The following is a 24346-nucleotide window of genomic DNA, read 5'->3' as shown; positions in this document are numbered from 1 at the left end:
GTGCATCCTTCAATTCTTGGGAATTGTATCTTTATACATTGGACATTGGTTTCGCTATGCGGATTACAGAATATTCATCTGCTTAATGTGCATGTATATTTTGATTATGTTCGTAAAATGGCGCTCATAATATCAATATTTGCAGCGGGTATACAGGGTGGAAAAAAGGAAATTTTCTACTTTTGTTTATTAACTTGTTAGTATTGCGGCTAAATCAGTGTATTGGATAGTAAATGATGACCCAAAGCCTTCGTGATACTCAGCTTTCCCCTTTGCAAATGATCACTAATCTTGCCGAATTTGAGATAAGAATTAGCGCGCTTTGCGATGTATTAGGCGTGGATTTAAGCGCTTATGTTGCCGATCATATTGCGATGCGAATTAACCAATTTGAATTGGCTGAAAAGGCGCATCATGCGTGGTTAGAATATGGGAAAATCATTTCTAGCGCAGAGATCAATGGTCGACCGATTATTGTGCTCGATTTTTCTAAGCCGCTGGTTTTTGGCCGTTGGACGGTTGAATGCTTGGAACTGCCATATCCTGCACAGGGTAAAACCTATCCAGAGCAAGGCTGGGAACATGTCGAATTTGTTGTGCCGTCGTCAGCGCAAAGCGCCGAGGCGTATTTGCAAGATGTGCTTGGTCAATTCCCAGAACTTGCCCAGCGTTGGTCTCAGCTTGGTGAACTTGGCGTGAAGGTGAAACTGTCTAGCCCGAAAGGAGAAGGGGAGCGCTTAGCTAACCCGACCGTGGCGTTTAAATACCAAGGCGTGTGCATTAAGTTTCACCCCCATTCACTCAAGACGATAGTCGCGTCAGAACAAAGTTAGCCAAGTTCCGTATCTTTCGGGCGCAATTGAAACTCTTCTATTGAGCCAATTTCATGGCCAAGGGAGAGTTTCTCGACATCCTGATGTGCCTTACCTTGCGTATGCATAATTAGTCGGTTCGCGGTGCGAGGTTTTAACTCGTTGACCACAAAGCGAATCATATCGGTACGTGTCAGTGATTTGAGTTCTTGAAGCACTTTTTCACGTTGGTCAAAGTCGCTATCTTTATTACCAATTGCGACCCATAAACGTTGAGCTCGACCTCTTAACGTGGTGTCCGGTGTGGCGATTTGATTCCATAAGCCACGCTTACTGCTGTGCCACTGGTATTCATTGAGTTCAAGCAGCACCATATAAAATGCATTCAGGAATTCATCGATCGAACTGATAAGCTCCGTTGGCGCGGCATTTGGAGATTGCACATACAACACCATACCAGGATGGCGGTTGAGTGGAAGATTCCCCGTTCCTACCATATAACCAAGTTGCTGCTTGGTTCGAATTTCATGGAAAAATGTCGCTGACATCAAGTGATTGGCGAGGGAATACAAAGCGATATCGCGAGGCTGTGTGGTTTCACACTGGTAATACACCACAATCGCAGAGTCTTCCTGTTGGCAGTCGATCTCTTTTTGGAATGTGCCACTTTCACCCAACATGATAAGCGGTCTTAGCGACTCTTCGTAAGTTTGGTTTTCCATCCGCAATGCATCTTTTAAGGTATCTCCCAACGCCACTGCATCGCTTTGTGTCCAGTCACCGTAGACAAACATTTCCACATGCAGCTCAGACAAAATATGGGTGACAAAGTCAGGCAATTGCTCAACTTGGATTTTCTCCAGTGCGGCAACTAAATCAATATACGGTGGATTGTTAGGTTGTAAAATGCCGGTCATAGCATTGAAAAGTTGTGAAATTGGACGATCTTTGGCGGAATTTCGCCAATTTCTTAATAACTGGTTTTTGATGCTATCAAAGCGTTCTTGGCTAAATTCGCGTTTGGCGAAACGGGCCAGAATCATTTTCATCAGCTCTGATTGTTTTTCACTAAACCCAGAAAGAGTTAACGTTACGCCGCCTTGGTGGGCGTACATGTTGTAACCCATGCCGGCAATTTCCGCTTGATAGGTTTCTTTGGCGAGAGAATCAAGAAACATCTCAACGCACAAACGAGTCTTGACTATGTTTTCGACATTGGCGACCGCTTGCGGGCTGTCTATGGCGACATAAACCACGCCTTTCGGCACGCGAAACTCACTATCTTGCATGTGCCACAAGGTGAAACCGGGTAATTGCTCGATAATCTGTGGTGTCTGGTGTGTTTGTTCAATCGGTTTAGGATCCAATTGGTAGCTGATATACGGATTTTGCGGCGGTAGTTCAAAAGCAAAATTATCCGTTGGCGTCAAAAACAGTGACTTTTGCTCTGCGCTAAACGGTTTAATCGAGTAGGGCGTAAAATACCATTGCGCTTGCTGATCATACTCAAAGCCTTTTGCAACGACGGTAGCGCGTAGGTTGCTCGGCGTAAAATAACCGAGCAGTTCACGAAGCTGCGCTTCTTGATAGCCAGCCATCATGTAGTCGCCATAGATGATATCTTGAGGCGCGTAGTGCTGCATGTTGACGACCAAATGACTGACTAAATCGAGCGGTCGAGTGGGTTCTTGGTAACGAAATGCCGATTCAAGTACCGCTTGTTTTTCAGTGTAACGCCACTCATCAAAGCCATGTTCTTCAATCAGATTGAGATATTGAAACACGGCTTGAATAATTTGTTCGGTATGTTCTAGCCCTTGCGGGGTTAGGGTGCAACTTACCGTGAATTCTCGATAGTTGCTGCCACTCACACCACCGCCTGCTGATAGTGAGACAATCCAGCCCTGTTTCTTGAGCAGCAGCATTAAGCTGTTTTCGCCTTCATAGCCCAGCAGATGAGCGAAGTAGGACAGAGGCTTAGTCTGATAAAACTTATCCATGCCTGGAAAAGTAAACGTCATGATGAGTTTGCGAATGTCTTTGCTTGGCTCGACATACACAAATTCGCCGCAGGCATCCGCTCGTTTGAACACAGTATCGATTTGTTTGCCATGCAGGTGATTATTCTGAATCTGAGAAAACTTGTCGCTAACCCATTGTTCAAGCTCATCCAATTCTTGTGGTCCAAGCACGGTCAGCGTCATTAAATCAGCAGAGTAACAGTTGGCATGAAACGCGACGATTTCATCACGAATCGACTTACCGTCTCGATCGCCGAGGGTATCAAGGTTACCTACCGAAAATTTGGCAAAGGGGTGATCTGGGTTGACGGTTTGTTTATGCACTTGGTACAGGCGGCGAGAATCGTCTTTAAGCTTGAGCTTGTACTCCGATTCAACCGCTTGACGTTCTTTGTCCAACGCTTCTTCATTAAATAGCGGATCGGTAAAAAATTGACTAAAGCGATCTAAGCCTTTTTCAAACGCGGAAGGACTGATATCAAAGAAGAAACAGGTGTGTTCAGTACCAGTCCAAGCGTTATTCGAGCCGCCATGTTGTGTAATGAAGCTTTGAAAATCGCCCACTTTAGGGTATTTTCCCGTCCCCAAGAACAACATGTGTTCCAAGTAGTGGGCTAAACCTTGTCTTTCCATGGGGTCATCAAAGTGCCCAACATTGACGGCAAGCGCGGCCGCAGACTTCTGTGCGTCTACATTTTGAATAATCAGAGCGCGTAACCCATTTGCAAGGGTGACATAGCGATAATGATTTGAATCATTTGGACTTAGATGCACAGGGGATCTCCGCTTGGATTTTATAATGTAAGTATGACCTTGGATATCGACGACTGCAAAGGCAGTTTAGTCACAAAAGTGACTCTGTTACGACACTGTTTTATTTTCCTCGCGATATCAGTAGATTGTTAAGAAAGTCGACGTCTTTAGCAAGGTTCTTGATATAATTATTGTTAATAGTCGCTCTTCTAACGCTATAAGCTGACATAATGACAATGTCATCGACTGCACATAGACAAATTTAGGAATGAATATGAAGATCTTTATAATGCGTCACGGAGAAGCGGAACATTTTGCCTTAAGTGATGCGCAAAGAGCTTTGACTGAGCGTGGCCAATCTGACTCTATCGCGGTCGCAAGAGCATGTAACGAACAAGGCACTAAATCGTTTGACCGTGTGTTTGTGAGCTCCTACCTTAGAGCCCAGCAAACTTGGCAAGCGATAGCGCCATATTTCGATGCAAAACAAGTTGATACCAGTGACGACATTACGCCTTATGGTGATTCAGAACAAGTGTATGAGTTTCTGAAAGCGGTGTCGGAAATCGATGATATTGACTCGATTCTTGTGGTGTCTCACTTGCCTTTAGTCGGCTATCTAACGGCAGAATTTGTTGCCGATTTGGCGCCACCAATGTTCCCAACTTCCGGCCTTACCTATATTGAATTTGATGCTATTGGCGAACAAGGCAATATTGTCTGGAGCCTGCATCCTTAATCTTATCGAGCTAGCGTATGTCTGACGCCTCAGCCAAAGTTTTGACATTTATTTTGGACTAAAATTTGCATACTAGTACTAAGTCTTTCATTAATATTGAAATAACTAGTACTACGTATGAAGTTCTCTCTCCCATTTGTCGACAAACTTCCACCGATTCCTCAGCGGGCGATGCCAGCGGTAGGGGCTCCAGTGATGGTGTTAGCCACACTGGCGATGGTGATTTTGCCGATTCCGGCATTTCTGCTCGACTTATTCTTCACCTTTAACATCGCGTTAGCGATGGTAGTACTACTGGTCACGGTTTACACCCGTCGTCCTCTGGATTTTGCTGCATTTCCGACGGTACTTTTGATTGCGACCTTATTGCGTCTTGCATTGAACGTTGCGTCGACTCGCGTGGTGTTACTTTACGGCCATGAAGGTGGCGGCGCGGCAGGTAACGTGATTGAAGCGTTTGGTAACGTCGTTATCGGCGGCAACTATGCGGTCGGTTTAGTGGTGTTCTTGATCCTAATGATCATCAACTTCATGGTGGTGACCAAAGGTGCAGGGCGTATTTCCGAGGTAAGTGCTCGCTTTACCCTAGATGCATTACCCGGTAAGCAAATGGCGATTGATGCGGATTTAAACGCTGGGCTTATCGACCAAGAACAGGCGCGAACTCGCCGCCAGGAAGTCACCAAAGAAGCAGATTTCTACGGTTCAATGGATGGTGCCTCCAAATTCGTAAAAGGGGATGCCATCGCGGGTATTTTAATCCTGTTTATCAACATTATCGGCGGTTTGTCCATCGGTATGGGGCAATACGGACTTGGTTTTAGCGAAGCGATTGAAATCTATACATTACTGACCATCGGTGATGGCTTGGTTGCCCAAATTCCTTCGCTGTTACTTTCGATTGGCGCTGCGATTATGGTTACGCGCCAAAATACCGATGAGGATATGGGGCAGCAGTTGGTGTTTCAGCTGTTTGATAACCCCAAAGCACTTATGATCACTTCCGCGATTTTAGCGGTAATGGGCTTAGTGCCAGGAATGCCACATTTTGCGTTTTTGTTGCTGGCAATTTTGGCTGGTGGTGGTGCTTACTTAATTCAGCGTAAGCAGAAAAAAGTGGCTGAAGAAGCCAAATTACCTGCGGCTCCTGAAGGTGAAGTCACTGCGCCAAGAGAGCTGTCTTGGGATGACGTTCAGCCTGTCGATATCATCGGACTAGAGGTGGGCTATCGCTTGATTCCTCTGGTCGATCGAGACCAAGGTGGTGAGCTCCTTGAACGCGTAAAAGGGGTGCGCAAAAAGCTTTCTCAAGATTTCGGCTTCCTTATTCCAGCGGTACATATTCGGGATAACCTAGAGCTTACGCCAAACAGCTATCGCATTACTTTAATGGGCGTGGCGGTTGGCGAAGCAGAAATTCGCCCAGATCAGGAGTTGGCGATCAATCCGGGTCAAGTTTATGGCGTGATTGATGGTGAACCTACCATAGACCCGGCGTTTGGACTTGAAGCGATTTGGATACGTGAAGAGCAGCGTGAACATGCTCAAGCATTAGGTTATACGGTGGTTGATTCCGCAACGGTACTTGCTACTCACTTAAGTCAACTTTTGACCAACAACGCATCCCAACTGATTGGTCACGAAGAAGTCCAGAATCTGCTCGAAATGCTCAGTCGCTCGGCTCCAAAATTGGTGGAAGGCTTTGTACCTGACCAACTTGCCCTTGGGGTGGTGGTGAAAGTGTTGCAGAACCTGCTTAACGAGAGTGTGCCGATTCGAGACATTCGAACCATTATTCAAACACTTGCAGAGTACTCGAGTAAGAGTCAAGAACCTGACATCTTAACGGCTGCTGTGCGCATTTCATTGAAGCGTTTAATTGTCCAAGAAATCAATGGTATAGAACCAGAGCTTCCAGTTATTACATTAATTCCTGAGCTGGAACAGATATTGCATCAAACAATGCAAGCGTCAGGCGGAGAATCCGCAGGGATTGAACCTGGTCTTGCTGAGCGACTACAGATGTCCCTTAGCCAAGCGACACAGGAACAAGAGCTGAAAGGGGAGCCTGCAGTATTGCTGACATCTGGTGTTCTTCGCTCAACACTTGCTAAGTTTGTGAAGAATACGATTCCGTCACTTCGAGTCTTGTCTTACCAAGAGATTCCCGACGAAAAACAGATACGCATTGTTCAAGCTGTAGGTAACTGATTCTGACCACTTTGTATAACGGATATCGAATTTGAAGATTAAACGATTTTTTGCCAAAGACATGCGAGGAGCTCTTCTTCAAGTTAAAGAAGAACTTGGGGCTGATGCTGTCATCATGTCAAATAAAAAAGTGGCAGGTGGTGTTGAGATCGTCGCCGCGGTAGATGGTGATACGTCTACCGCTCGCAGTGGTGGTTATAGTTCTCAGCCACGTCACAATTCGAGCCATCAAGCCTCAAATGCACACTCTCAAAGACAACTCGCCGAAGATAGAGTCAGCCTTCAGTCATCTTCAAATCATGATTCAGGTTCATCGATGACCAAACGCTTTGCCAACATGCTTAAGCAATATAGTCATGCGAGTGAACCAGAGGTGAGCGAGAGAGAGCAACAAGAAGATTCTTTAACTGCCTTATTACGTCGTCAGGCGGAGCAACGTAGTCAAAAATCTAGCCAGATTCAGCTAAAACAAGATTCGCCACTAGCCAAATTGATTGCAGAAGACCGTCGAGTGGAGAAACAGCCTGCTCGTCTGGACCCGAGCCGCTATGAGCGTCAACGTAATGACGAACCGCGCTATGACAGTCATGAATTGGACGAAATGAAAGAAGAGATGACGTCGATTCGTCGTCTGCTCGAGCATCAAGTTTCCGGTTTAATGTGGCAGGAAGTCGAGCGTAGAGAGCCGCTTCGAGCCATGTTAATCAAACGTTTGCAACGTATGGGTGTGTCAGAGGACCTCGCTGACCAATTGGCGTGCTATATCCCTGAAGATACCGTACCGGCCAAAGCGTGGAAAGCTCTACTCGGCTTGGTTTCTGACCAAATCCCGATTTCTCGCCAAGATATTTTAAAACGTGGCGGCGTGGTTGCCCTTCTTGGCCCAACCGGCGTTGGAAAAACCACGACTATCGCCAAACTTGCGGCGCGTGCTGCGATGGAGTTTGGTTCAGACAATGTGGCACTTGTGACCACAGATACTTACCGAATTGGTGCCCATGAACAGTTGGCGATTTATGGCCGAATTATGGGTTGTCCTGTAAGAGTTGCTAAAGATTCCAAAGAGTTAGCCGATGTAATATATCAATTACGTAATCGTCGATTAGTTTTGGTCGATACGGCGGGAATGGGGCAGCGCGACGTGCGGCTCTCAGAGCAACTGGATACTTTAATGCAAGAGAGCGGTGAAATGATTCACAGCTACCTTGTTTTACCTGCGACAGCGCAACGTCAAGTGTTGCAGGAAACCATCGATCACTTTAAGCGAATTCCACTGTCAGGCTGCATTATGACTAAGCTCGATGAGTCACTTAGCCTGGGCGAATTTTTAAGTGTTGTAGTACAGAATGCGCTTCCGGTGGCCTATATCGCAAATGGACAGCGAGTCCCTGAAGATATCGTGATTGCGCAGCCGAAATACATGGTTGCAAAAGCTAATGAACTGCTGGAGAAGTCGACAGAAAACGAACCTCACTACTGGAGTAGTGAATCGGATGGATTCTAGGCGGCAAACAATTATGACAGAGAATATGATACAAGACCAAGCAAGCGGCTTACGTCGTTTAACACAGCCATCTTTGACTAAAGTTATTGCGGTAACCGGAGGTAAGGGTGGTGTGGGCAAATCTAATGTTGCATTAGGCTTAGCGATTTGTATGGCCCGCCAGGGTAAAAAAGTCATGGTGTTGGATGCCGACTTAGGACTCGCTAATGTCGACGTAATGCTCGGCATTCGACCGAAACGCAACCTAGGCCATGTGCTCGCGGGTGAGTGTGAGCTCAAAGACGCGATTGTTGAAGGTCCGCACGGAATTCGCATTATTCCAGCAACTTCGGGTACCCAAGCGATGACCGAGCTCAGCCATGCTCAACATGTTGGTTTGATTCGCGCGTTTGGTAGCTTAGAAGAAGAAATGGACGTTTTGATCGTTGATACCGCTGCGGGTATCTCTGATATGGTGATCAGTTTTTCACGTGCCGCTCAAGATGTGGTGGTGGTGGTTTGCGATGAACCGACGTCGATTACAGATGCTTACGCTTTAATTAAACTTTTGAGTAAGGATCACCAAGTACAAAGGTTTAAAATTGTTGCTAACATGGTAAGAAGTTACCGTGAAGGGCGAGAATTGTTTGCAAAGTTGACCTTAGTCACAGAGCGGTTCTTGAATGTGAGCCTTGAGCTCGTCGCCTGTATACCTTTAGATGATAAAGTTAGACAAGCAGTTAAGAAGCAAAAGATTGTCGTGGATGCTTTTCCGCGCTCTCCTGCTGCTTTAGCATTAAGTTCGTTAGCAAATAAAGCGTTGACTTGGCCAATTCCTAAAACGCCGAGTGGACATTTAGAGTTTTTTGTTGAACGTTTATTAAACCGATCCGTGATTGTAGAGGAACCGTTTGGTGAATAAGGCCCTGACCTATGACCAATATGCCAACCAGAATAGTCAACGAGCCTTCCTAGAGAAATACTCGACTCTGGTTAAGCGAATTGCTCACCATCTACTTGGTCGACTACCGCCAAGTGTTCAGGTGGAAGACCTCATACAAGCGGGAATGATTGGCCTACTTGAGGCTCAGAAAAACTACGATGGTAGTAAAGGCGCCAGTTTTGAAACCTATGCGGGGATTCGTATTCGTGGCGCTATGCTCGATGATATCCGCAAAGGCGACTGGGTTCCTCGTTCTGTGCATCGTCATAACCGTGAAATAAGCCAAGCCATTACTGCATTGGAAAACGAGCTTAATCGTGATCCAACCGATGCAGAAGTTGCGAATTTTTTAGGCATGGAGATTGGCGAATATCATACGGTGTTATCGGACATTAATTGTTCGCGTTTGGTTGGAATTGAAGATCTCGGGGTTTCCGATGATGTGATTTCCTCCCCAGATGATGAAGATGAAAACAGTCCTTTCAATGGCGTTGCTGATGAATATTTCCGCAAAGCCTTGATAAATTCGATAAAATCCTTGCCAGAACGTGAAGCTTTGGTACTTTCGCTCTATTATGATGAAGAGTTAAACTTAAAAGAAATCGGTGAAGTGATTGGAGTGAGCGAATCTCGTGTCAGCCAAATACTAAGCCAATCAATGCAGCGTCTACGCACAAAGTTAAGTGCGTGGACTAATAATGATTAATGCACTGATATCCCGTACTCAGTGGAGGCAATTTTGAATACAAACATGAAGATCCTTATTGTTGACGATTTTTCAACAATGCGTCGTATCGTTAAAAATCTACTGCGTGATTTGGGCTTCAATAATACCCAAGAAGCAGACGACGGTTTAACGGCACTGCCTATGCTTAAGAAAGGCGATTTTGACTTTGTAGTGACTGACTGGAACATGCCAGGAATGCAAGGTATTGATTTGCTGAAGCATATTCGTGCGGACGAGCAGTTAAAACACCTTCCAGTGTTGATGATTACCGCTGAAGCTAAGCGTGAGCAAATTATTGAAGCCGCTCAAGCAGGCGTAAACGGTTACATTGTTAAGCCTTTCACAGCAGCTACGCTTAAAGAAAAACTAGATAAAATTTTTGAACGTTTATAATTCTTTGGTTTTACTTTAAATATGAGACGTCAATAAGGCTGAGTCAGGATGATTTCATTAGAACAAGCAAAACAACTTGTTGAGCTGCTAGAGAAGGAAAAGCAGCAAGAAGCTAATATTCTTTTTAACACCATCCATGAGCAGACTTCAGAACGAATGCTTCAGGAAATTGGTGAGCTGACTCGTGATCTCCATGAGTCTATTAAACAATTTAGCCTCGACGACAGAATGAGCGTCATTGCCAATGATGAGATTCCTGATGCTAAGGATCGCCTTCAGTACGTCATTGACAAAACCGAAGTCGCGGCAAGCAAAACAATGGACGCAGTGGACCGTTGTATGCCGATGGCCGATAACCTTCACGAGAGCCTACTTTTAGTCCGTCCGCAATGGAATGAGTTAATGCGCGGCAAGATTGATTTGTCCGAATTTAAAGCATTATGCCATCGCATTGATGACTTACTTGGCCAAGTTGAAGGTAACAGTTCAGAACTTCGTGGTCAGCTAACCGAAATTTTGATGGCGCAAGACTTTCAAGATCTTACAGGTCAGATTATCCAAAGGGTAATTACACTTGTTAATGAGGTTGAAACAAGGCTTGTCGAAATATTGACGGTGTTTACAGCTGGTAAACGAGACGGTGCGAATAATAACAAAGCATCCATCGACCCTGAGGGACCGATTTTAAACCCTCACGAAAGAGAAGATGCGGTTTCATCACAAGACGAAGTCGATGACTTACTTTCAAGTCTTGGGTTTTAGGGGTAACGTATGAGCTACGATTTAGACGAAGATATTCTGCAGGACTTTTTGGTAGAAGCAGGGGAAATTCTTGAGCTTCTATCAGAACAATTAGTTGAACTGGAAAATAATCCGGAAGATAGAGATCTTCTCAACGCGATTTTCCGTGGTTTCCATACCGTTAAAGGTGGTGCTGGCTTTTTATCTTTAGGTGAGCTGGTTGATACATGTCATGGTGCTGAAAACGTATTCGATATTTTACGTAATGGTCAACGCCATGTGACGGCAAATCTGATGGATACCATGCTTCGTGCGCTTGATACTGTCAACGAACAGTTTCGAGCGGTACAGGAGCGCGAACCTCTAGAACCCGCCGATCCTGCGCTACTTGAAGAATTGCATCGTCTAAGTTCCCCTCAATCTGCCGATGAAGATACCGCGGCTCCCGTTGTCGAAGATGTGGTTGAAGAACCCGTCATCGAAGAACCTGTTATCGAAACGCCAGTTACCCCTTCTGAGCCTGTTACGACTTCAGCAGAATCGATCGACGATATCACCGAAGACGAATTTGAAAAGCTGCTTGATGAGCTTCATGGTTCCGGTGGTGCTCCTGGAAAGGCTGCACCTAAAGCTGCGACGCCTCCGCCTTCTGCCTCTGCAGCGTCGTCTGATGACATCACTGATGATGAGTTTGAAAAGCTGCTTGACGAATTGCACGGCTCTGGTGGTGCACCAGGTCAATCCTCAGCGGCGCCAGCTGCATCGACACCACCGCCGCCAAAAGCCGATTCTCCTAAGCAAAGTGCACCAAAATCACCGTCATCAGGGGCTGGCGACGCCGATCTTATGACGGATGAAGAGTTTGAAAAGCTGCTCGATGAACTTCATGGCTCCGGTAAAGGACCATCGGTAGAGGAACTGGAAGCGGCAACTCGCCCAGCATCGGTTACCTCTGCACCTGCAAGTTCAGCCGCGCCAAAACCAGCTCCGGCACCTGCGCCAGCAGTTAAGGCTGAAGCCCCAGTGCCAGCAAAACAAGAAGCGGCGCCTCCAGCAACAGCTAAGAAAGCGCAAGCAGCCGAAGCCACAGTCCGCGTTGATACATCGACTCTTGATACCATTATGAATATGGTTGGTGAGCTGGTTTTAGTGCGTAACCGACTGCTCAGTTTAGGCTTAAACAGCAATGACGAAGAGATGTCTAAAGCGGTTTCAAATCTTGATGTCGTGACCGCTGACTTGCAAGGCGCGGTAATGAAAACGCGCATGCAACCAATCAAAAAAGTATTTGGTCGTTTTCCTCGCGTCGTACGCGATTTAGCACGCAGCTTAAACAAAGACATCGCGTTAGAAATGCGCGGTGAAGAAACCGACTTGGACAAAAACTTGGTTGAAGCACTTGCTGACCCATTGATTCACTTGGTGCGTAACTCGGTCGACCATGGTATCGAAATGCCAGATGATCGCGCTGCCTCAGGTAAGCCAAGACAAGGTAAAGTTATTCTCTCTGCCGCTCAAGAAGGCGACCATATTCAACTGGCGATTGTTGATGATGGTAGTGGCATGGATCCCGATAAGCTGCGTAGTATCGCAGTTAAGCGTGGCATGATGGATGAAGACGCAGCAGAGCGTCTAACCGATAAAGAGTGCTTTAATCTTATTTTCATGCCGGGCTTCTCAAGCAAAGAAAAAATTTCTGACATCTCCGGCCGCGGTGTAGGTATGGATGTGGTTAAGACCGCAATCAATACCCTAAACGGTTCAATCGATATTGACTCTGAAATGGGTAAAGGGACTAAGATTACGATCAAAGTGCCTCTGACATTGGCAATTCTTCCTACTTTGATGGTTGGGGTTGCTGATTATCCATTTGCGCTGCCATTGGCGAGTGTGAATGAGATTTTCCACCTTGATTTAAGTAAGACCAACATTGTGGATGGTCAGCTGACCATCATAGTGCGTAAAAAATCCATTCCATTGTTCTATCTGCAAGATTGGCTTGCGCCACGCAAAGCCCGTAGCGAGCAGCGCAAAGGCCACGGTCATGTTGTTATTGTTCAATTGGGTAGCCAACGTGTGGGTTTTGTTGTTGATACCCTAATTGGCCAAGAAGAAGTGGTCATCAAGCCATTGGATAACTTGCTACAAGGTACACCGGGTATGGCAGGTGCAACGATTACCAGTGATGGTCATATCGCTCTAATTCTGGACGTGCCAGATTTATTGAAACGTTATGCCTCAGCTTCGCGTATTTAACTTTTTCGGAGATTAACAAGGACACCTATGGCGATCAGAGTATTAGTTGTAGACGATTCAAGCTTTTTCCGTAGAAGGGTCAGTGAAATTATCAATTCAGAGCCACGTCTTGAAGTCATGGATGTGGCAACGAATGGTAAAGAAGCGGTCGAAAAGGCTTTAACGCTCAAGCCTGATGTCATCACCATGGATATAGAAATGCCAGTCATGGACGGTATTACTGCCGTTCGCGAAATTATGGCGAAAAGTCCGATTCCGATTTTGATGTTCTCATCTCTAACCCATGAAGGTGCGAAAGCTACACTGGATGCGTTAGAAGCGGGAGCGTTGGATTTTCTACCTAAGAAATTTGAAGACATTGCGAGAAACCGTGATGAAGCGGTTGCTACGCTTCAGCAGCGCGTGATTCAGATAGCATCTAAACGTGGAATCATGCGCCGCCCGATTTCTACGCCGCGAACCACTACTTCTCAGCCAACAACGGGCTTGCGTACGAGTTCGCCGTTGAGTCGAACAGCGCGTCCTGCGCCTGTATCATCTGCGTCCACTGCACGTTTTAAGCCGACAGGTAAAAAGTATCAGCTTACCGCTATAGGTACCTCAACCGGAGGACCTGTCGCGTTACAAAAGATATTAACTAAGCTTCCGGCTAATTACCCTCATCCCATTGTTCTCATTCAGCATATGCCTGCAACGTTCACCGCTGCTTTTGCGAGCCGTTTAAACAGCTTGTGCAAGATTGAAGTCAAAGAAGCGCAAGATGGTGATATTTTGCGCCCGGGTGTCGCTTACCTGGCACCTGGCGGTAAACAAATGATGCTCGATGGTCGCCCTGGATCAGCTAAGCTACGAGTTATTGATGGGGGAGAGCGCATGAACTATAAGCCATGTGTGGATGTCACTTTTGGCAGCGCAGCAAAAATTTATGCTGACAAAGTTCTGTCCATGGTGCTGACCGGAATGGGAGCCGATGGACGTGAAGGTGCAAGAATGCTGAAAAGCGCAGGTGCCACAATTTGGGCACAAGATGAAGAAAGCTGCGTTGTTTATGGTATGCCTCAAGCTGTCGCAAAAGCAGGCATTTCTACGGAAGACTTACCTCTAGACCGTATTGCTGAGCGTATTCTCGTTGAAGTTGGTCTCGCGTAGAGGGAAATAAATGATTGTTTGGAGTGTTGCAAACCAAAAAGGTGGTGTGGGGAAGACCACAACGACAATTACTCTTGCCGGGCTTTTAAGCCAGCAGGGGAAGCGTGTGCTTTTAGTCGATACTGACCCACATGCCTCACTAACAACGTATCTGGGTTATGACTCTGACGGCGTCCCTTCCAGTCTTTTTGACTTATTCCAGCTAAAGGAATTTGACGCATCTTCTGTAACGCCGTTGATCATGGACACGGATATTGAAGGTATCGATCTGATTCCAGCCCATATGTCATTGGCGACCCTAGACCGTGTCATGGGAAATCGAAGTGGCATGGGATTGATTCTCAAACGTGCTCTATTGGCGATTCGTGATAAATACGATTATGTATTGATCGATTGTCCGCCAATTCTCGGCGTTATGATGGTCAATGCATTAGCGGCGAGCGATCGAATTCTGATTCCAGTTCAGACTGAGTTCCTAGCGATGAAAGGTTTAGAACGCATGGTGCGCACCTTAGTCATCATGCAAAAATCACGCAATAAGTCGTTTAAAGTCACTATCGTTCCAACTATGTACGATAAGCGTACGCGAGCTTCGCTTCAAACGCTGCAGCAACTGAAAAAAGATTATCCGAACAAGGTTTGGACTTCAGCGGTGCCCGTCGATACTAAGTTTCGTGACGCGAGTTTAAAGCATTTGCCTGTTTCTCATTTTGCTCCTGGAAGCCGAGGCGTATTTGCCTACAAGCAATTGCTTCTGTATCTCGAGAGGTTAGCGTTTGATGAGTCGTAGCCTGTTATCGAGCGAACAAGCTCTTGATGATTATTTCTCCGCGCTGCTGGATGATGAATTTGAAAGCGAAGTTCAACTGGCTCCACAGCCCGAGCCATTGTTACAGCCGGTCGCGGAAAGAAGTTATTACTCTGAACCGGAAGAAGAACTCGAACTTCCTAATCTAAACGACGTAGAACGCTTACTCAAACAGTTGGAGCAATCCAATCCGGTTGAGGAACTGCAGTTAGAAGAAGTTCTTGAGCAAAATACGGCTCAAATTGCGGTTGAACAGCCAACTGAAATCGCCCCAGTTGTTGAAGAAATTCAAGATTGGGATATCGAAGAATTAGACCATGAATTACCACCAAGTTCAGTCGAGGTCGCTCCTGAACCGGTAAGAGAAGAGCCAGTAGCAACGATTACTGAGCCGATAGAAGAAGAGCTTGTAAGTGTTTCTGAGCCGGTAGAGCGCGTTTATACTCAGCCAGATCTTGATTTCGAAACGCAGCGTTATGTCGAACCGGAAGTGACCACGTCAGTCGAGGTTGAAATCGAACCAGAGATAAGCACTGAGTCTGAGGTAGAGCTTCAAACACAATCGGATAGTCCACTGCAAGTGTGGCATTCGACTGAGCGAGTTCATGCATTCCAAGTGCTTTATTTTGACGTTAATTCAGTTACGTTTGCGGTTCCGTTAGATGAACTTGGCGGAATACATCAGGTCGCTGAATTGAGCCATCTCATCGGCCGTCCTAAGTGGTATCTCGGTTTGCAAAGCAGCCGAGAATCTCAAATTGATGTTGTAGATACCGCACGATGGGTGATGGCAGAGAAATTAACCGATGACGCGTACAAAGAAAATTACCAATATATTGTCATGCTTGGTGATAGTTCGTGGGGACTGGCAAGTTCCAAGTTATTGGGCACAGAAACGCTTGACCCAGAAAAAGTTCGCTGGCGCAAGACGGCGGGCAAACGTCCTTGGTTGGCCGGCATGGTGAAAGAAAAAATGTGCGCTTTGATACATGTTGAAGCATTAGTAGCTATGCTTAAAGCTGGGCTTGATGTAAAAGCATTAGATAAATGATACGTTTATGCCTAAATAGGCTTAGAGAGGAATAGGTATGTCTCAAGCGAATGAAGTGGAAGTAAGAAAAGACACGTCCAACGACGAAGTGCTTCAGTGGGTGACGTTCCAACTAGAAGAAGAAACTTATGGTATTAACGTAATGCAAGTTCGCGAAGTTCTGCGTTATACCGAAATTGCCCCAGTGCCCGGTGCTCCTGATTATGTTTTAGGGATCATTAACTTGCGCGGCAACGTTGTGACTGTCATTGATACCCGTTCTCGCTTTGGCTTGATGGAAGGTGAAATTACCGACAATACACGAATTATCGTTATTGAGTCAGAACATCAAGTGATTGGTATTCTGGTTGATAGTGTTGCAGAAGTGGTATACCTTCGCTCGTCTGAAATTGACACCACACCAAGTGTCGGAACCGATGAAAGTGCCAAATTTATTCAAGGCGTAAGTAATCGCGATGGACAGTTATTGATTCTTGTTGATCTCAATAAGCTGCTTACCGACGAAGAATGGGATGAAATGGCTCATCTGTAATGAGTATTGATGTATTGATGTCGCCTCCTGTAATAGCAGGTGGCTTGTTATTAGTTTGGCTTTTGTTTGCCATCTGGGTTTTACGAGTTAAACGCTCTCAACGCTTATCAAACGAACAGTTTCGTCAGCAAAACCGCGCGTTAGATAAAGAGTTGCAGAAATCCACTAAGCAGTTGCTCGAATTACGTTCCGTACTCGTTGGCTTAGGTCAGCAAATCAGTGAGCAGCAGGACATCATTCAACATCTTAATGATCGTATTACAGAGCTGGAACAGGCCGATGGTGATGGTCGTTTATATTCGCGAGCCAGCAAAATGGTCCAGCTTGGCGCCGATATTGATGAGTTGATCCAAGAGTGTGAATTACCCAAAGCCGAAGCCGAGCTAATGCTGTCATTGCAGAAAAAACTGGCGGGTCATGAAAAAATTCCACCGCTCTCTGGGCGACCAGAAAACAGTCGAGCGACGCGTACTAAGAAGCGATGACTCGTGATAGAAAAAGGATGCATTAGCATCCTTTTTTTGTGTGCGTTGGCTATGACTCTAAAGGGGTAAATTGCTAAGCTTTTCTTTTAGCTCACATAATGTTACTGACTTTCGGTGGGGAAAATCCCTTACTAGTATTTCGTATCAATAACGCTGTGTTACTATAACCAGATTGTTTTTCCTATAAGAATACTGATGTTACAAGTAAATAACCTAACCGCGATACGTGATGAGCGAATCTTATTTGAAGATCTATCTTTTACAGTCAGTGCTGGAGAGATTGTGCAAATCGAAGGGCGTAACGGGACGGGAAAAACAACGTTACTTCGTATCATCACGGGATTGGGTGATCAAGACGCTGGTGAAGTGCTCTGGCACCAACATTCAATCCAGCGTCAACGTGAAGATTTTCACCGCGACCTTCTGTATCTCGGCCATCATACTGGTATTAAGAAAGAACTTACCGCTTATGAAAATCTACGCTTTTACCTGTTAATGCATCAACATGGTGAGCCTTCCCGAGAGCAATTGTTTGAGGCTTTACTGAAAGTTGGCTTAGCTGGCAGAGAGGATGTGCCCGTTGCGCAGCTATCTGCTGGGCAGCAGCGTCGGGTTGCGCTGGCAAGGCTTTGGCTCAGTCACCAGACGTTATGGATTCTCGACGAGCCGTTGACAGCGATTGATAAGCAAGGCGTCAAAGTCCTTGAAGCACTGTTCTTAGCACATGCCAAACAAGGAGGTATGGTGTTACTAACCACACACCAAGATATGTTCACCAATGATTCCGTTCTGCGCAAAATTAAGCTAGGTGATTAACCATGTCGAGTATGCTGTGTATCATTCGCCGTGAGTTGCTCATCGCATTCCGTCGTCAAGCGGATGTGTTCAACCCGCTGTGGTTCTTTATTATCGTTATCACCTTATTTCCGTTAAGTATTGGACCTGATCCTAATCTTTTAACTCGCATTTCTGCTGGGATTGTTTGGGTTGCAGCGCTGCTCGCTGCACTATTGTCGTTGGAACGGCTATTTAGAGATGATTTTCAAGACGGATCATTGGAACAAATGATGCTAATGCCTGTCCCACTTTCGTTGGTGGTCATTTCTAAAGTGGTCGCACACTGGCTTCTTACCGGATTACCTTTGATTTTAATCAGCCCGCTTTTGGCGATTTTATTGTCTTTGGACTTCAACACTTGGCTAGCGGTTGTTTGTACTTTATTGATAGGAACGCCAACGCTGAGTTTTATCGGTGCTATAGGCGTGGCTCTCACGGTTGGTTTGCAAAAAGGTGGTGTATTACTCAGCCTTTTGGTACTGCCTTTGTATATTCCGATTTTAATTTTTGCGACGTCCGCAATTGATGCGGCTTCACTAAGTATGTCTTACAGTGGCCAACTCGCTATTCTGGGCGCAATGTTAGTCGGTGCGATAACATTAACACCGTTTGCAATTGCAGCGGCATTAAGAGTCAGTGTAAATTAGGAAATTCTGATAATAATTATTCCCCGATTTTTAAATAAATTATAAGCTTTTCAATCATTTTGAAGAGTGAGCAATTGAAGTAGAGTGAGATCAACAATGTGGAAATGGCTTCATCCCTATGCTAAGCCTGAAACCACCTATCAGTTATGTGGGCGGTTTCTTCCTTGGTTTTCGATACTGGCTATCGCCTTTTTAGCGGTAGGCACAGTTTGGGGGCTGGCATACGCGCCTGCAGATTACCAACAAGGCGATAGCTTTCGAATTATATATATCCACGTTCCCGCTGCGATTTGGTCAATGGGTATCTATTTATCAATGGCCATCGCCGCATTTATCGGATTAGTTTGGCAGGTGAAACTGTCAAATATGGCAGCATTAGCCATGGCTCCAATTGGCGCGGTTTACACTTTTATCGCTTTAATTACCGGCTCTGTGTGGGGCAAACCTATGTGGGGTGCGTGGTGGGTTTGGGATGCGCGTTTAACGTCTGAGCTGATTTTACTGTTTCTATACCTCGGTGTGATTGCCCTGTATCACGCATTTGATGACGCCAAAACCGCGGAAAAAGCCGCTGGTATTCTGGCAATTGTTGGGGTCGTGAACCTTCCTATCATCCACTTCTCTGTTGAGTGGTGGAATACTCTTCATCAAGGGGCAACCATCACCAAGTTTGCTAAACCATCCATTTCTTCAGACATGCTTTGGCCACTACTCATCGAAATCATCGGCTTCGCGCTTTTCTTTGCTGCAGTCGCGATGATTCGTCTACGTAACGAAATTATTCGTAAAGAGATTCATCGACCTTGGGTTGTGAGCCTCGCGACTCAATCGCATGCCGAAAAGGGAGTTAAGTAATGTATTTTGACTCGTTCGAACAGTTTCTCAATATGGGTGGTTACGCTGCGTATGTTTGGAGTGCGTTTGGCATCACCTTCATTTCGATGCTGGTGTTACTTTTGAATAGCTTACGTGCCGGCAAGCAGTTATTAAAAGATGTTAAAAACCGAGTTGAGCGCCAAGTTCGCATCGACGCAGCTAAAAAAATGGAGAATACGCTATGAATCCTAGACGTAAAAAGCGACTCACTATCGTACTCGCCATTTTATTGGGCATTGGTATCAGTGTCGGTTTAATGCTCTATGCCCTGAGCCAAAATATGGATCTCTTCTATACGCCATCTGAAATCGTCAATGGCAAACCCGATGGCAGCAAGCCTGAAGTCGGTCAGCGTTTACGTATTGGTGGTATGGTGGTTGAAGGGTCAGTCAAACGCGATCCAAAATCACTAAAAGTCTCTTTCAAGTTGAAAGACCGTGGGCCTCAAGTCACCGTGACGTATGACGGTATCTTGCCTGACTTGTTTCGCGAAGGGCAGGGGATTGTAGCGCAAGGTGTGCTGAAAGATGCAACCACAGTAGAAGCGTTTGAAGTGCTTGCTAAGCACGATGAAAATTACATGCCACCAGAGATTGCAGAAGCGATGGACAAAAACCATCAGCCAATGACCTACAGTCAGCAACAAACTCAAGGAGAGGCGCAATGATCGTTGAGATAGGCCATTTTGCTCTGATTCTCTCGCTTTCATTAGCGCTGTTATTGAGTATTTTACCGCTTTGGGGGGCCAGCCGTAATAATGTCATGCTGATGAACAGTGCTCGTCCTCTGGCTTGGGGCATGTTTTCGCTATTGGTGTTGTCATTTGCGGTTTTGCTCTGGGCGTTTTACACCAATGACTTTACTGTTCAATATGTTGCGGCTAACTCAAACAGTGCACTACCTTGGTATTATCGACTGACAGCGGTATGGGGGGCTCATGAGGGCTCGTTACTGCTTTGGGTGTTGATTCAGTCCGCGTGGACCGTGGCCGTTGCCACATTTAGTCGCGGAATGCCGCAAGAGTCAGTGGCTCGTGTACTCAGTATCATGGGGATGATAAGTGTCGGCTTTTTGCTGTTTATCATTATTACTTCAAACCCGTTTTTACGCACGTTGCCGTTTTTCCCAGTTGATGGTCGAGACCTCAATCCACTGCTTCAAGATCCTGGTTTAATCATCCACCCGCCGATGCTGTATATGGGCTATGTTGGGTTCTCGGTGGCGTTTTCGTTTGCGATCGCCTCGTTAATGACGGGTCGACTTGATACCGCATGGGCAAGATGGTCAAGACCATGGACGACCGCCGCATGGATGTTTCTCACTGTTGGTATCGTGCTTGGTTCGTGGTGGGCTTACTATGAGTTAGGTTGGGGCGGATGGTGGTTCTGGGATCCAGTCGAAAACGCTTCGTTTATGCCATGGCTTGCGGGTACGGCGTTGATGCACTCATTAGCCGTCACGGAAAAACGCGGCACATTTAAAGCCTGGACTGTTCTGCTGGCCATTTCCGCTTTTTCGCTGAGTCTGCTTGGGACCTTCTTGGTCCGTTCTGGGATTTTAGTTTCGGTGCATGCGTTTGCGTCGGATCCGGCTCGCGGTATGTTTATTCTCGCGTTTTTGGTGGTCGTGATCGGCGGTTCTTTATTGTTGTTCGCCCTCAAAGGCGCAGCCGTACGTGTGCGTGGTAATTTTGACCTGTTGTCACGCGAAAATGCGCTGCTGGCTAACAACATCCTGCTGATCGCGGCGCTGGTGGTTGTGCTCGTTGGTACCTTGTTGCCATTAGTTCATAAACAGCTCGGGCTTGGCAGCGTTTCGATTGGTGCGCCGTTCTTTAATAGCCTATTTGCTTGGTTAATGATTCCTTTCGCGTTTTTACTTGGTGTCGGTCCATTGATTCGCTGGAAGCGTGAACAGTTATCAACCCTAATCAAGCCAATGCTAGTCACCGGCGTTCTGGCGTTTGGACTCGGCGCTGCGACGCTGTTTGCACTGGCGGAGCAATTTCGCGCTATGGCATACATGGGCTGGGTGATGGCTTGGTGGATAACGCTGCTACTGGGTTACGAAATTTATCTTCGCGCCACTCATCGTCACCCTTTATGGCAAGGATTGCAAAAATTACCCCGTAGTCATTGGTCAATGGTACTCGGCCACTTTGGGCTTGCGGTTACCATTATTGGTATTGCGATGGTGCAAAACTACAGCATTGAACGTGATGTGCGTTTAGCGCCTGGTGAGCATTTTGAGCTACAAGGTTACGACCTTTATTTTGCTGGGCTACGTGATAAAGATGGCCCGAACTATGACGGTTACATCGCTGATTTTGAATTAAATCGTGCGGGTCAATTGGTGAACACTCTACATGCAGAAAAGCGTTTTTATCGCACTGCGCGCTCGATGATGACTGAAGCGGCGATTGACCGTTCTATCACACGAGATTTTTATGTTGCGATGGGTGAACAGTTGGAAGACGGCCATGCTTGGGCTGTGCGCGTGTACTACAAACCTTTTGTTCGTTGGATCTGGATGGGCGGCATCTTTATGGCAATCGGTGGCGCGTTGGCGATCAGTGACAAGCGCTACCGCTTTAGAAAAACCGCGAAGGAGGCGTTATGAACAAAAAAATCTTATTTATCCCTCTGATCGCATTTGTTGCTTTGGTCGCTGTATTTGTTACTCAGCTTAATCGCAACTCAGAAGGGGACGACCCTACTAAGCTCGAATCCGTATTGGTTGGTAAAAGTGTACCGACCTTTAAATTAGAAGATTTGGCCGAGCCAGGTAAAGAGTACGATCAGTCGATTTTTAAAGGCGAACCTTTATTGCTCAACGTTTGGGCGACTTGGTGTCCGACTTGTCATGCTGAGCACCAATACCTTAATCAACTTGCAGGGCAAGGGGTGAAGATCATTGGTCTTAACTATAAAGACCAGCGCGATAAAGCGATCAATTGGCTAAACAGTTTGGGTAATCCGTATCTGATCAGTTTGTTTGATGGCGATGGTATGTTGGGGCTCGATCTTGGTGTATATGGCGCGCCAGAAACGTTTCTTATCGATGCCAACGGCGTGATTCGCTATCGCCACGTAGGGGATGTGAATGCCACCAATTGGCAAGCCAAGCTGCAGCCGCTGTATGAGCAATTGCTTAAGGAGGCGAAAGGATGAGAATGCGATTATTCAGCTTAGTGTGTGCGCTATTATTGTCCGTCGCTGCCCATGCGGCGATCGAAGTATATGATTTCGAGACGCCTGAACAAGAAACCCAGTTTCAAGAACTGAGCAATACCTTGCGCTGTCCTAAGTGCCAAAACAATAGCATTGCCGACTCGAACGCCGCGCTGGCGCAAGACTTACGTCATAAAGTGTATGAAATGACTAAGCAGGGCAAATCCAAGCAAGACATTGTTGATTATATGACAGCACGCTACGGCGATTTCATTACCTATAATCCGCCATTCACGCTATCGACGGCGATTTTGTGGCTTGGACCACTTTTCGTTGTCGTGTTTGGCTTTGGTTTTATTGTGATACGCAGCCGTAAGTCAAAGGTTGCTCATCCAGAATCAGAACAATGGGACGGAGATAAAGAAGCCCGTTTGAAAGCGCTTCTTGAGTCGAATAATCAGCAACAGGAGACCAAGAAATGAGTTATTTTTGGTTAGCTTCTGTGGTGTTGATTGCGATTTGTGCAGTGTTTGTTTTCTTGCCAGCGTTAAAGCAGCGAGAGAACAATGATCAGTTATTGCGTGATGAGTTAAATAAAGCTTTCTACAAAGACCGTTTGGGCGAGCTAGAACTCGAAACCACAGAAGGTTTGGTTAACGATCAGCAAGATTTGATTACCGATCTCAAACAATCGCTGCTGGATGATATTCCAACTCAGCCACAAGTCAGTGAAGGCAAAAGTTTGTCGCCTTGGCTTATTTTGATTCCATCGCTACTGTTAATGACGCTGCTTTCGTATGGCTTATATGCACATTTTGGCGCGGCAAAACAAGTCGCCAATTGGCAAGGCATCACGTCACAATTGCCTGAGCTTTCACAGAAATTGATGACCAAAGATGGCGCTGTGTTAACCGATCAAGAGATGCAAGCGTTGACATTAGGCCTACGCACGCGGCTGTATTACCAGCCTAAAGATGCCACGGGTTGGATGCTGCTTGGTCGCATCGCATTAGCTAATCGCGACGCTAATACGGCGGTCGGTGCGATGCAAAAGTCTTATCAGTTAAAGCCGCAAGATGAAGATATTCAGCTTGGGTACGCACAGGCGTTAATGCTGTCTCAAGACCCTGCAGACCAAGACCTGTCACGTCAATTGCTGCAACGCTTGGCGAAGAAAGATTACGTCGATATTCGCGTCTTTTCTCTGCTTGCATTTGATGCGTATGAACGTCAAGATTTCGCCGCGGCAGTGAAATACTGGGGTGTCATGCAGCAAATGATAGGCCCTGATGATGAGCGCTATGAAATGTTGTCGCGAAGTATAGACAGCGCAAAGAAACAAATGAAACAAGCGGGTGCGCCATCGGCATCTGTTAAAGTAACCATAGCGTTAGACAAAGCCGTTAACGTTGACCCAAATGCTGTGGTGATTGTTTCGGTACATCGCGCAGATGGTTCACCAATGCCAGTTGCAGCGGCGCGTTACCCGTTATCCTCGTTCCCGATGACTGTGGAACTGGATGACAGAAACAGCATGTTAGAGAGCAGTAAGCTTTCTGACCTCGATACCTTAATGGTTCGAGTTCGACTGGACAGCGACGGTAATGTCGCGACCAAACATGGAGACTGGTTTGGTGAGAGCAAAGTCGTTAAAATTGACCAAGCTGTTAATATAATAATAAATCAGCAATATCCTTAATGGTTGTAGATTG

The 24346-nt window shown here is 46.2% G+C and carries 24 protein-coding genes; 23 read left to right on the top strand and 1 reads right to left on the bottom strand.

Annotation, left to right across the window (positions count from 1 at the left end):
- The first annotated feature begins 236 nt into the window (after window positions 1-236).
- A complete protein-coding gene (locus tag BLS03_RS18010) occupies window positions 237-833 on the top strand; it encodes a VOC family protein (RefSeq protein ID WP_093277227.1) in 597 nt (198 codons plus the stop codon).
- On the opposite strand, the gene BLS03_RS18005 is transcribed toward BLS03_RS18010, so the two are convergent.
- Window positions 830-3607 (bottom strand): insulinase family protein, encoded by a 2778-nt coding sequence (locus BLS03_RS18005; RefSeq protein ID WP_093277181.1) that lies wholly within the window; start codon window positions 3605-3607, stop codon window positions 830-832. The genes BLS03_RS18010 and BLS03_RS18005 overlap by 4 nt on opposite strands.
- Window positions 3608-3860: 253 nt before the next feature.
- Between BLS03_RS18005 and sixA the strand changes: the two genes are divergently transcribed.
- The 22 genes from sixA (at window position 3861) to ccmI (ending at window position 24333) form a co-directional block, all read left to right on the top strand.
- The gene (gene sixA, locus BLS03_RS18000) at window positions 3861-4325 is read left to right on the top strand and encodes a phosphohistidine phosphatase SixA (protein WP_093277178.1); all 465 of its coding nucleotides are present in this window, start codon (window positions 3861-3863) and stop codon (window positions 4323-4325) included.
- A gap of 117 nt (window positions 4326-4442) precedes the next feature.
- A complete protein-coding gene (gene flhA, locus BLS03_RS17995) occupies window positions 4443-6536 on the top strand; it encodes a flagellar biosynthesis protein FlhA (protein WP_093277175.1) in 2094 nt (697 codons plus the stop codon).
- Between the two features lie 31 nt (window positions 6537-6567).
- Window positions 6568-8040: a flagellar biosynthesis GTPase FlhF gene (flhF, locus tag BLS03_RS17990; RefSeq protein WP_093277172.1), complete on the top strand. Its 1473-nt coding sequence runs from the start codon at window positions 6568-6570 to the stop codon at window positions 8038-8040.
- 13 nt (window positions 8041-8053) lie between these two features.
- On the top strand, window positions 8054-8941 hold the full coding sequence (locus BLS03_RS17985; RefSeq protein ID WP_093277169.1) for a MinD/ParA family protein: 888 nt from the start codon (window positions 8054-8056) through the stop codon (window positions 8939-8941).
- Window positions 8934-9668, top strand: coding sequence for an RNA polymerase sigma factor FliA (locus tag BLS03_RS17980; RefSeq protein WP_093277166.1), 735 nt, complete (start codon window positions 8934-8936; stop codon window positions 9666-9668). Before BLS03_RS17985 ends, BLS03_RS17980 begins: the two co-directional genes overlap by 8 nt.
- A 45-nt stretch (window positions 9669-9713) precedes the next feature.
- Window positions 9714-10082 (top strand): chemotaxis response regulator CheY, encoded by a 369-nt coding sequence (gene cheY, locus BLS03_RS17975; RefSeq protein WP_093277163.1) that lies wholly within the window; start codon window positions 9714-9716, stop codon window positions 10080-10082.
- Window positions 10083-10130: 48 nt separating this feature from the next.
- Window positions 10131-10844: a protein phosphatase CheZ gene (locus BLS03_RS17970; RefSeq protein ID WP_093277160.1), complete on the top strand. Its 714-nt coding sequence runs from the start codon at window positions 10131-10133 to the stop codon at window positions 10842-10844.
- A 9-nt stretch (window positions 10845-10853) separates the two neighbouring features.
- A complete protein-coding gene (locus BLS03_RS17965) occupies window positions 10854-13079 on the top strand; it encodes a chemotaxis protein CheA (protein ID WP_093277157.1) in 2226 nt (741 codons plus the stop codon).
- Between the two features lie 27 nt (window positions 13080-13106).
- A complete protein-coding gene (locus BLS03_RS17960) occupies window positions 13107-14228 on the top strand; it encodes a protein-glutamate methylesterase/protein-glutamine glutaminase (protein WP_093277154.1) in 1122 nt (373 codons plus the stop codon).
- A gap of 10 nt (window positions 14229-14238) precedes the next feature.
- A complete protein-coding gene (locus BLS03_RS17955) occupies window positions 14239-15018 on the top strand; it encodes a ParA family protein (RefSeq protein WP_093277152.1) in 780 nt (259 codons plus the stop codon).
- Window positions 15008-16087 carry a chemotaxis protein CheW gene (locus tag BLS03_RS17950; protein WP_425445118.1) on the top strand — a complete coding sequence of 360 codons (1080 nt, stop codon included), beginning with the start codon at window positions 15008-15010 and terminating at the stop codon, window positions 16085-16087. The genes BLS03_RS17955 and BLS03_RS17950 overlap by 11 nt, the downstream gene beginning before the upstream one ends.
- A 37-nt stretch (window positions 16088-16124) precedes the next feature.
- Window positions 16125-16619: a chemotaxis protein CheW gene (locus BLS03_RS17945; protein WP_093277146.1), complete on the top strand. Its 495-nt coding sequence runs from the start codon at window positions 16125-16127 to the stop codon at window positions 16617-16619.
- Complete coding sequence (locus tag BLS03_RS17940; RefSeq protein WP_093277143.1) at window positions 16619-17104, top strand: DUF2802 domain-containing protein; 486 nt, start codon at window positions 16619-16621, stop codon at window positions 17102-17104. The genes BLS03_RS17945 and BLS03_RS17940 overlap by 1 nt, the downstream gene beginning before the upstream one ends.
- 195 nt (window positions 17105-17299) lie before the next feature.
- The gene (gene ccmA, locus BLS03_RS17935; protein WP_093277141.1) at window positions 17300-17920 is read left to right on the top strand and encodes a cytochrome c biogenesis heme-transporting ATPase CcmA; all 621 of its coding nucleotides are present in this window, start codon (window positions 17300-17302) and stop codon (window positions 17918-17920) included.
- A 2-nt stretch (window positions 17921-17922) separates the two neighbouring features.
- Window positions 17923-18588, top strand: a complete 666-nt coding sequence (ccmB, locus tag BLS03_RS17930) for a heme exporter protein CcmB (protein WP_093277138.1) — start codon at window positions 17923-17925, stop codon at window positions 18586-18588.
- A 96-nt stretch (window positions 18589-18684) separates the two neighbouring features.
- Window positions 18685-19443: a heme ABC transporter permease gene (locus BLS03_RS17925; RefSeq protein WP_093277135.1), complete on the top strand. Its 759-nt coding sequence runs from the start codon at window positions 18685-18687 to the stop codon at window positions 19441-19443.
- Window positions 19443-19649 carry a heme exporter protein CcmD gene (ccmD, locus tag BLS03_RS17920; RefSeq protein ID WP_093277132.1) on the top strand — a complete coding sequence of 69 codons (207 nt, stop codon included), beginning with the start codon at window positions 19443-19445 and terminating at the stop codon, window positions 19647-19649. Before BLS03_RS17925 ends, ccmD begins: the two co-directional genes overlap by 1 nt.
- Window positions 19646-20131 (top strand): cytochrome c maturation protein CcmE, encoded by a 486-nt coding sequence (ccmE, locus tag BLS03_RS17915; protein WP_093277129.1) that lies wholly within the window; start codon window positions 19646-19648, stop codon window positions 20129-20131. Before ccmD ends, ccmE begins: the two co-directional genes overlap by 4 nt.
- Entirely contained in the window at window positions 20128-22083 is a 1956-nt protein-coding gene (locus BLS03_RS17910; RefSeq protein WP_093277126.1) for a heme lyase CcmF/NrfE family subunit, read from the top strand. Before ccmE ends, BLS03_RS17910 begins: the two co-directional genes overlap by 4 nt.
- Complete coding sequence (locus tag BLS03_RS17905) at window positions 22080-22634, top strand: DsbE family thiol:disulfide interchange protein (protein WP_093277123.1); 555 nt, start codon at window positions 22080-22082, stop codon at window positions 22632-22634. The genes BLS03_RS17910 and BLS03_RS17905 overlap by 4 nt, the downstream gene beginning before the upstream one ends.
- Complete coding sequence (locus BLS03_RS17900; protein WP_093277121.1) at window positions 22631-23116, top strand: cytochrome c-type biogenesis protein; 486 nt, start codon at window positions 22631-22633, stop codon at window positions 23114-23116. Before BLS03_RS17905 ends, BLS03_RS17900 begins: the two co-directional genes overlap by 4 nt.
- Window positions 23113-24333: a c-type cytochrome biogenesis protein CcmI gene (ccmI, locus tag BLS03_RS17895; RefSeq protein WP_093277118.1), complete on the top strand. Its 1221-nt coding sequence runs from the start codon at window positions 23113-23115 to the stop codon at window positions 24331-24333. Before BLS03_RS17900 ends, ccmI begins: the two co-directional genes overlap by 4 nt.
- Window positions 24334-24346 lie beyond the last annotated feature (13 nt).

This window comes from Vibrio xiamenensis (assembly GCF_900100015.1).
In the GTDB taxonomy this organism is placed as follows: domain Bacteria; phylum Pseudomonadota; class Gammaproteobacteria; order Enterobacterales; family Vibrionaceae; genus Vibrio; species Vibrio xiamenensis.
This window is presented reverse-complemented; position numbering and strand designations above follow the sequence as displayed.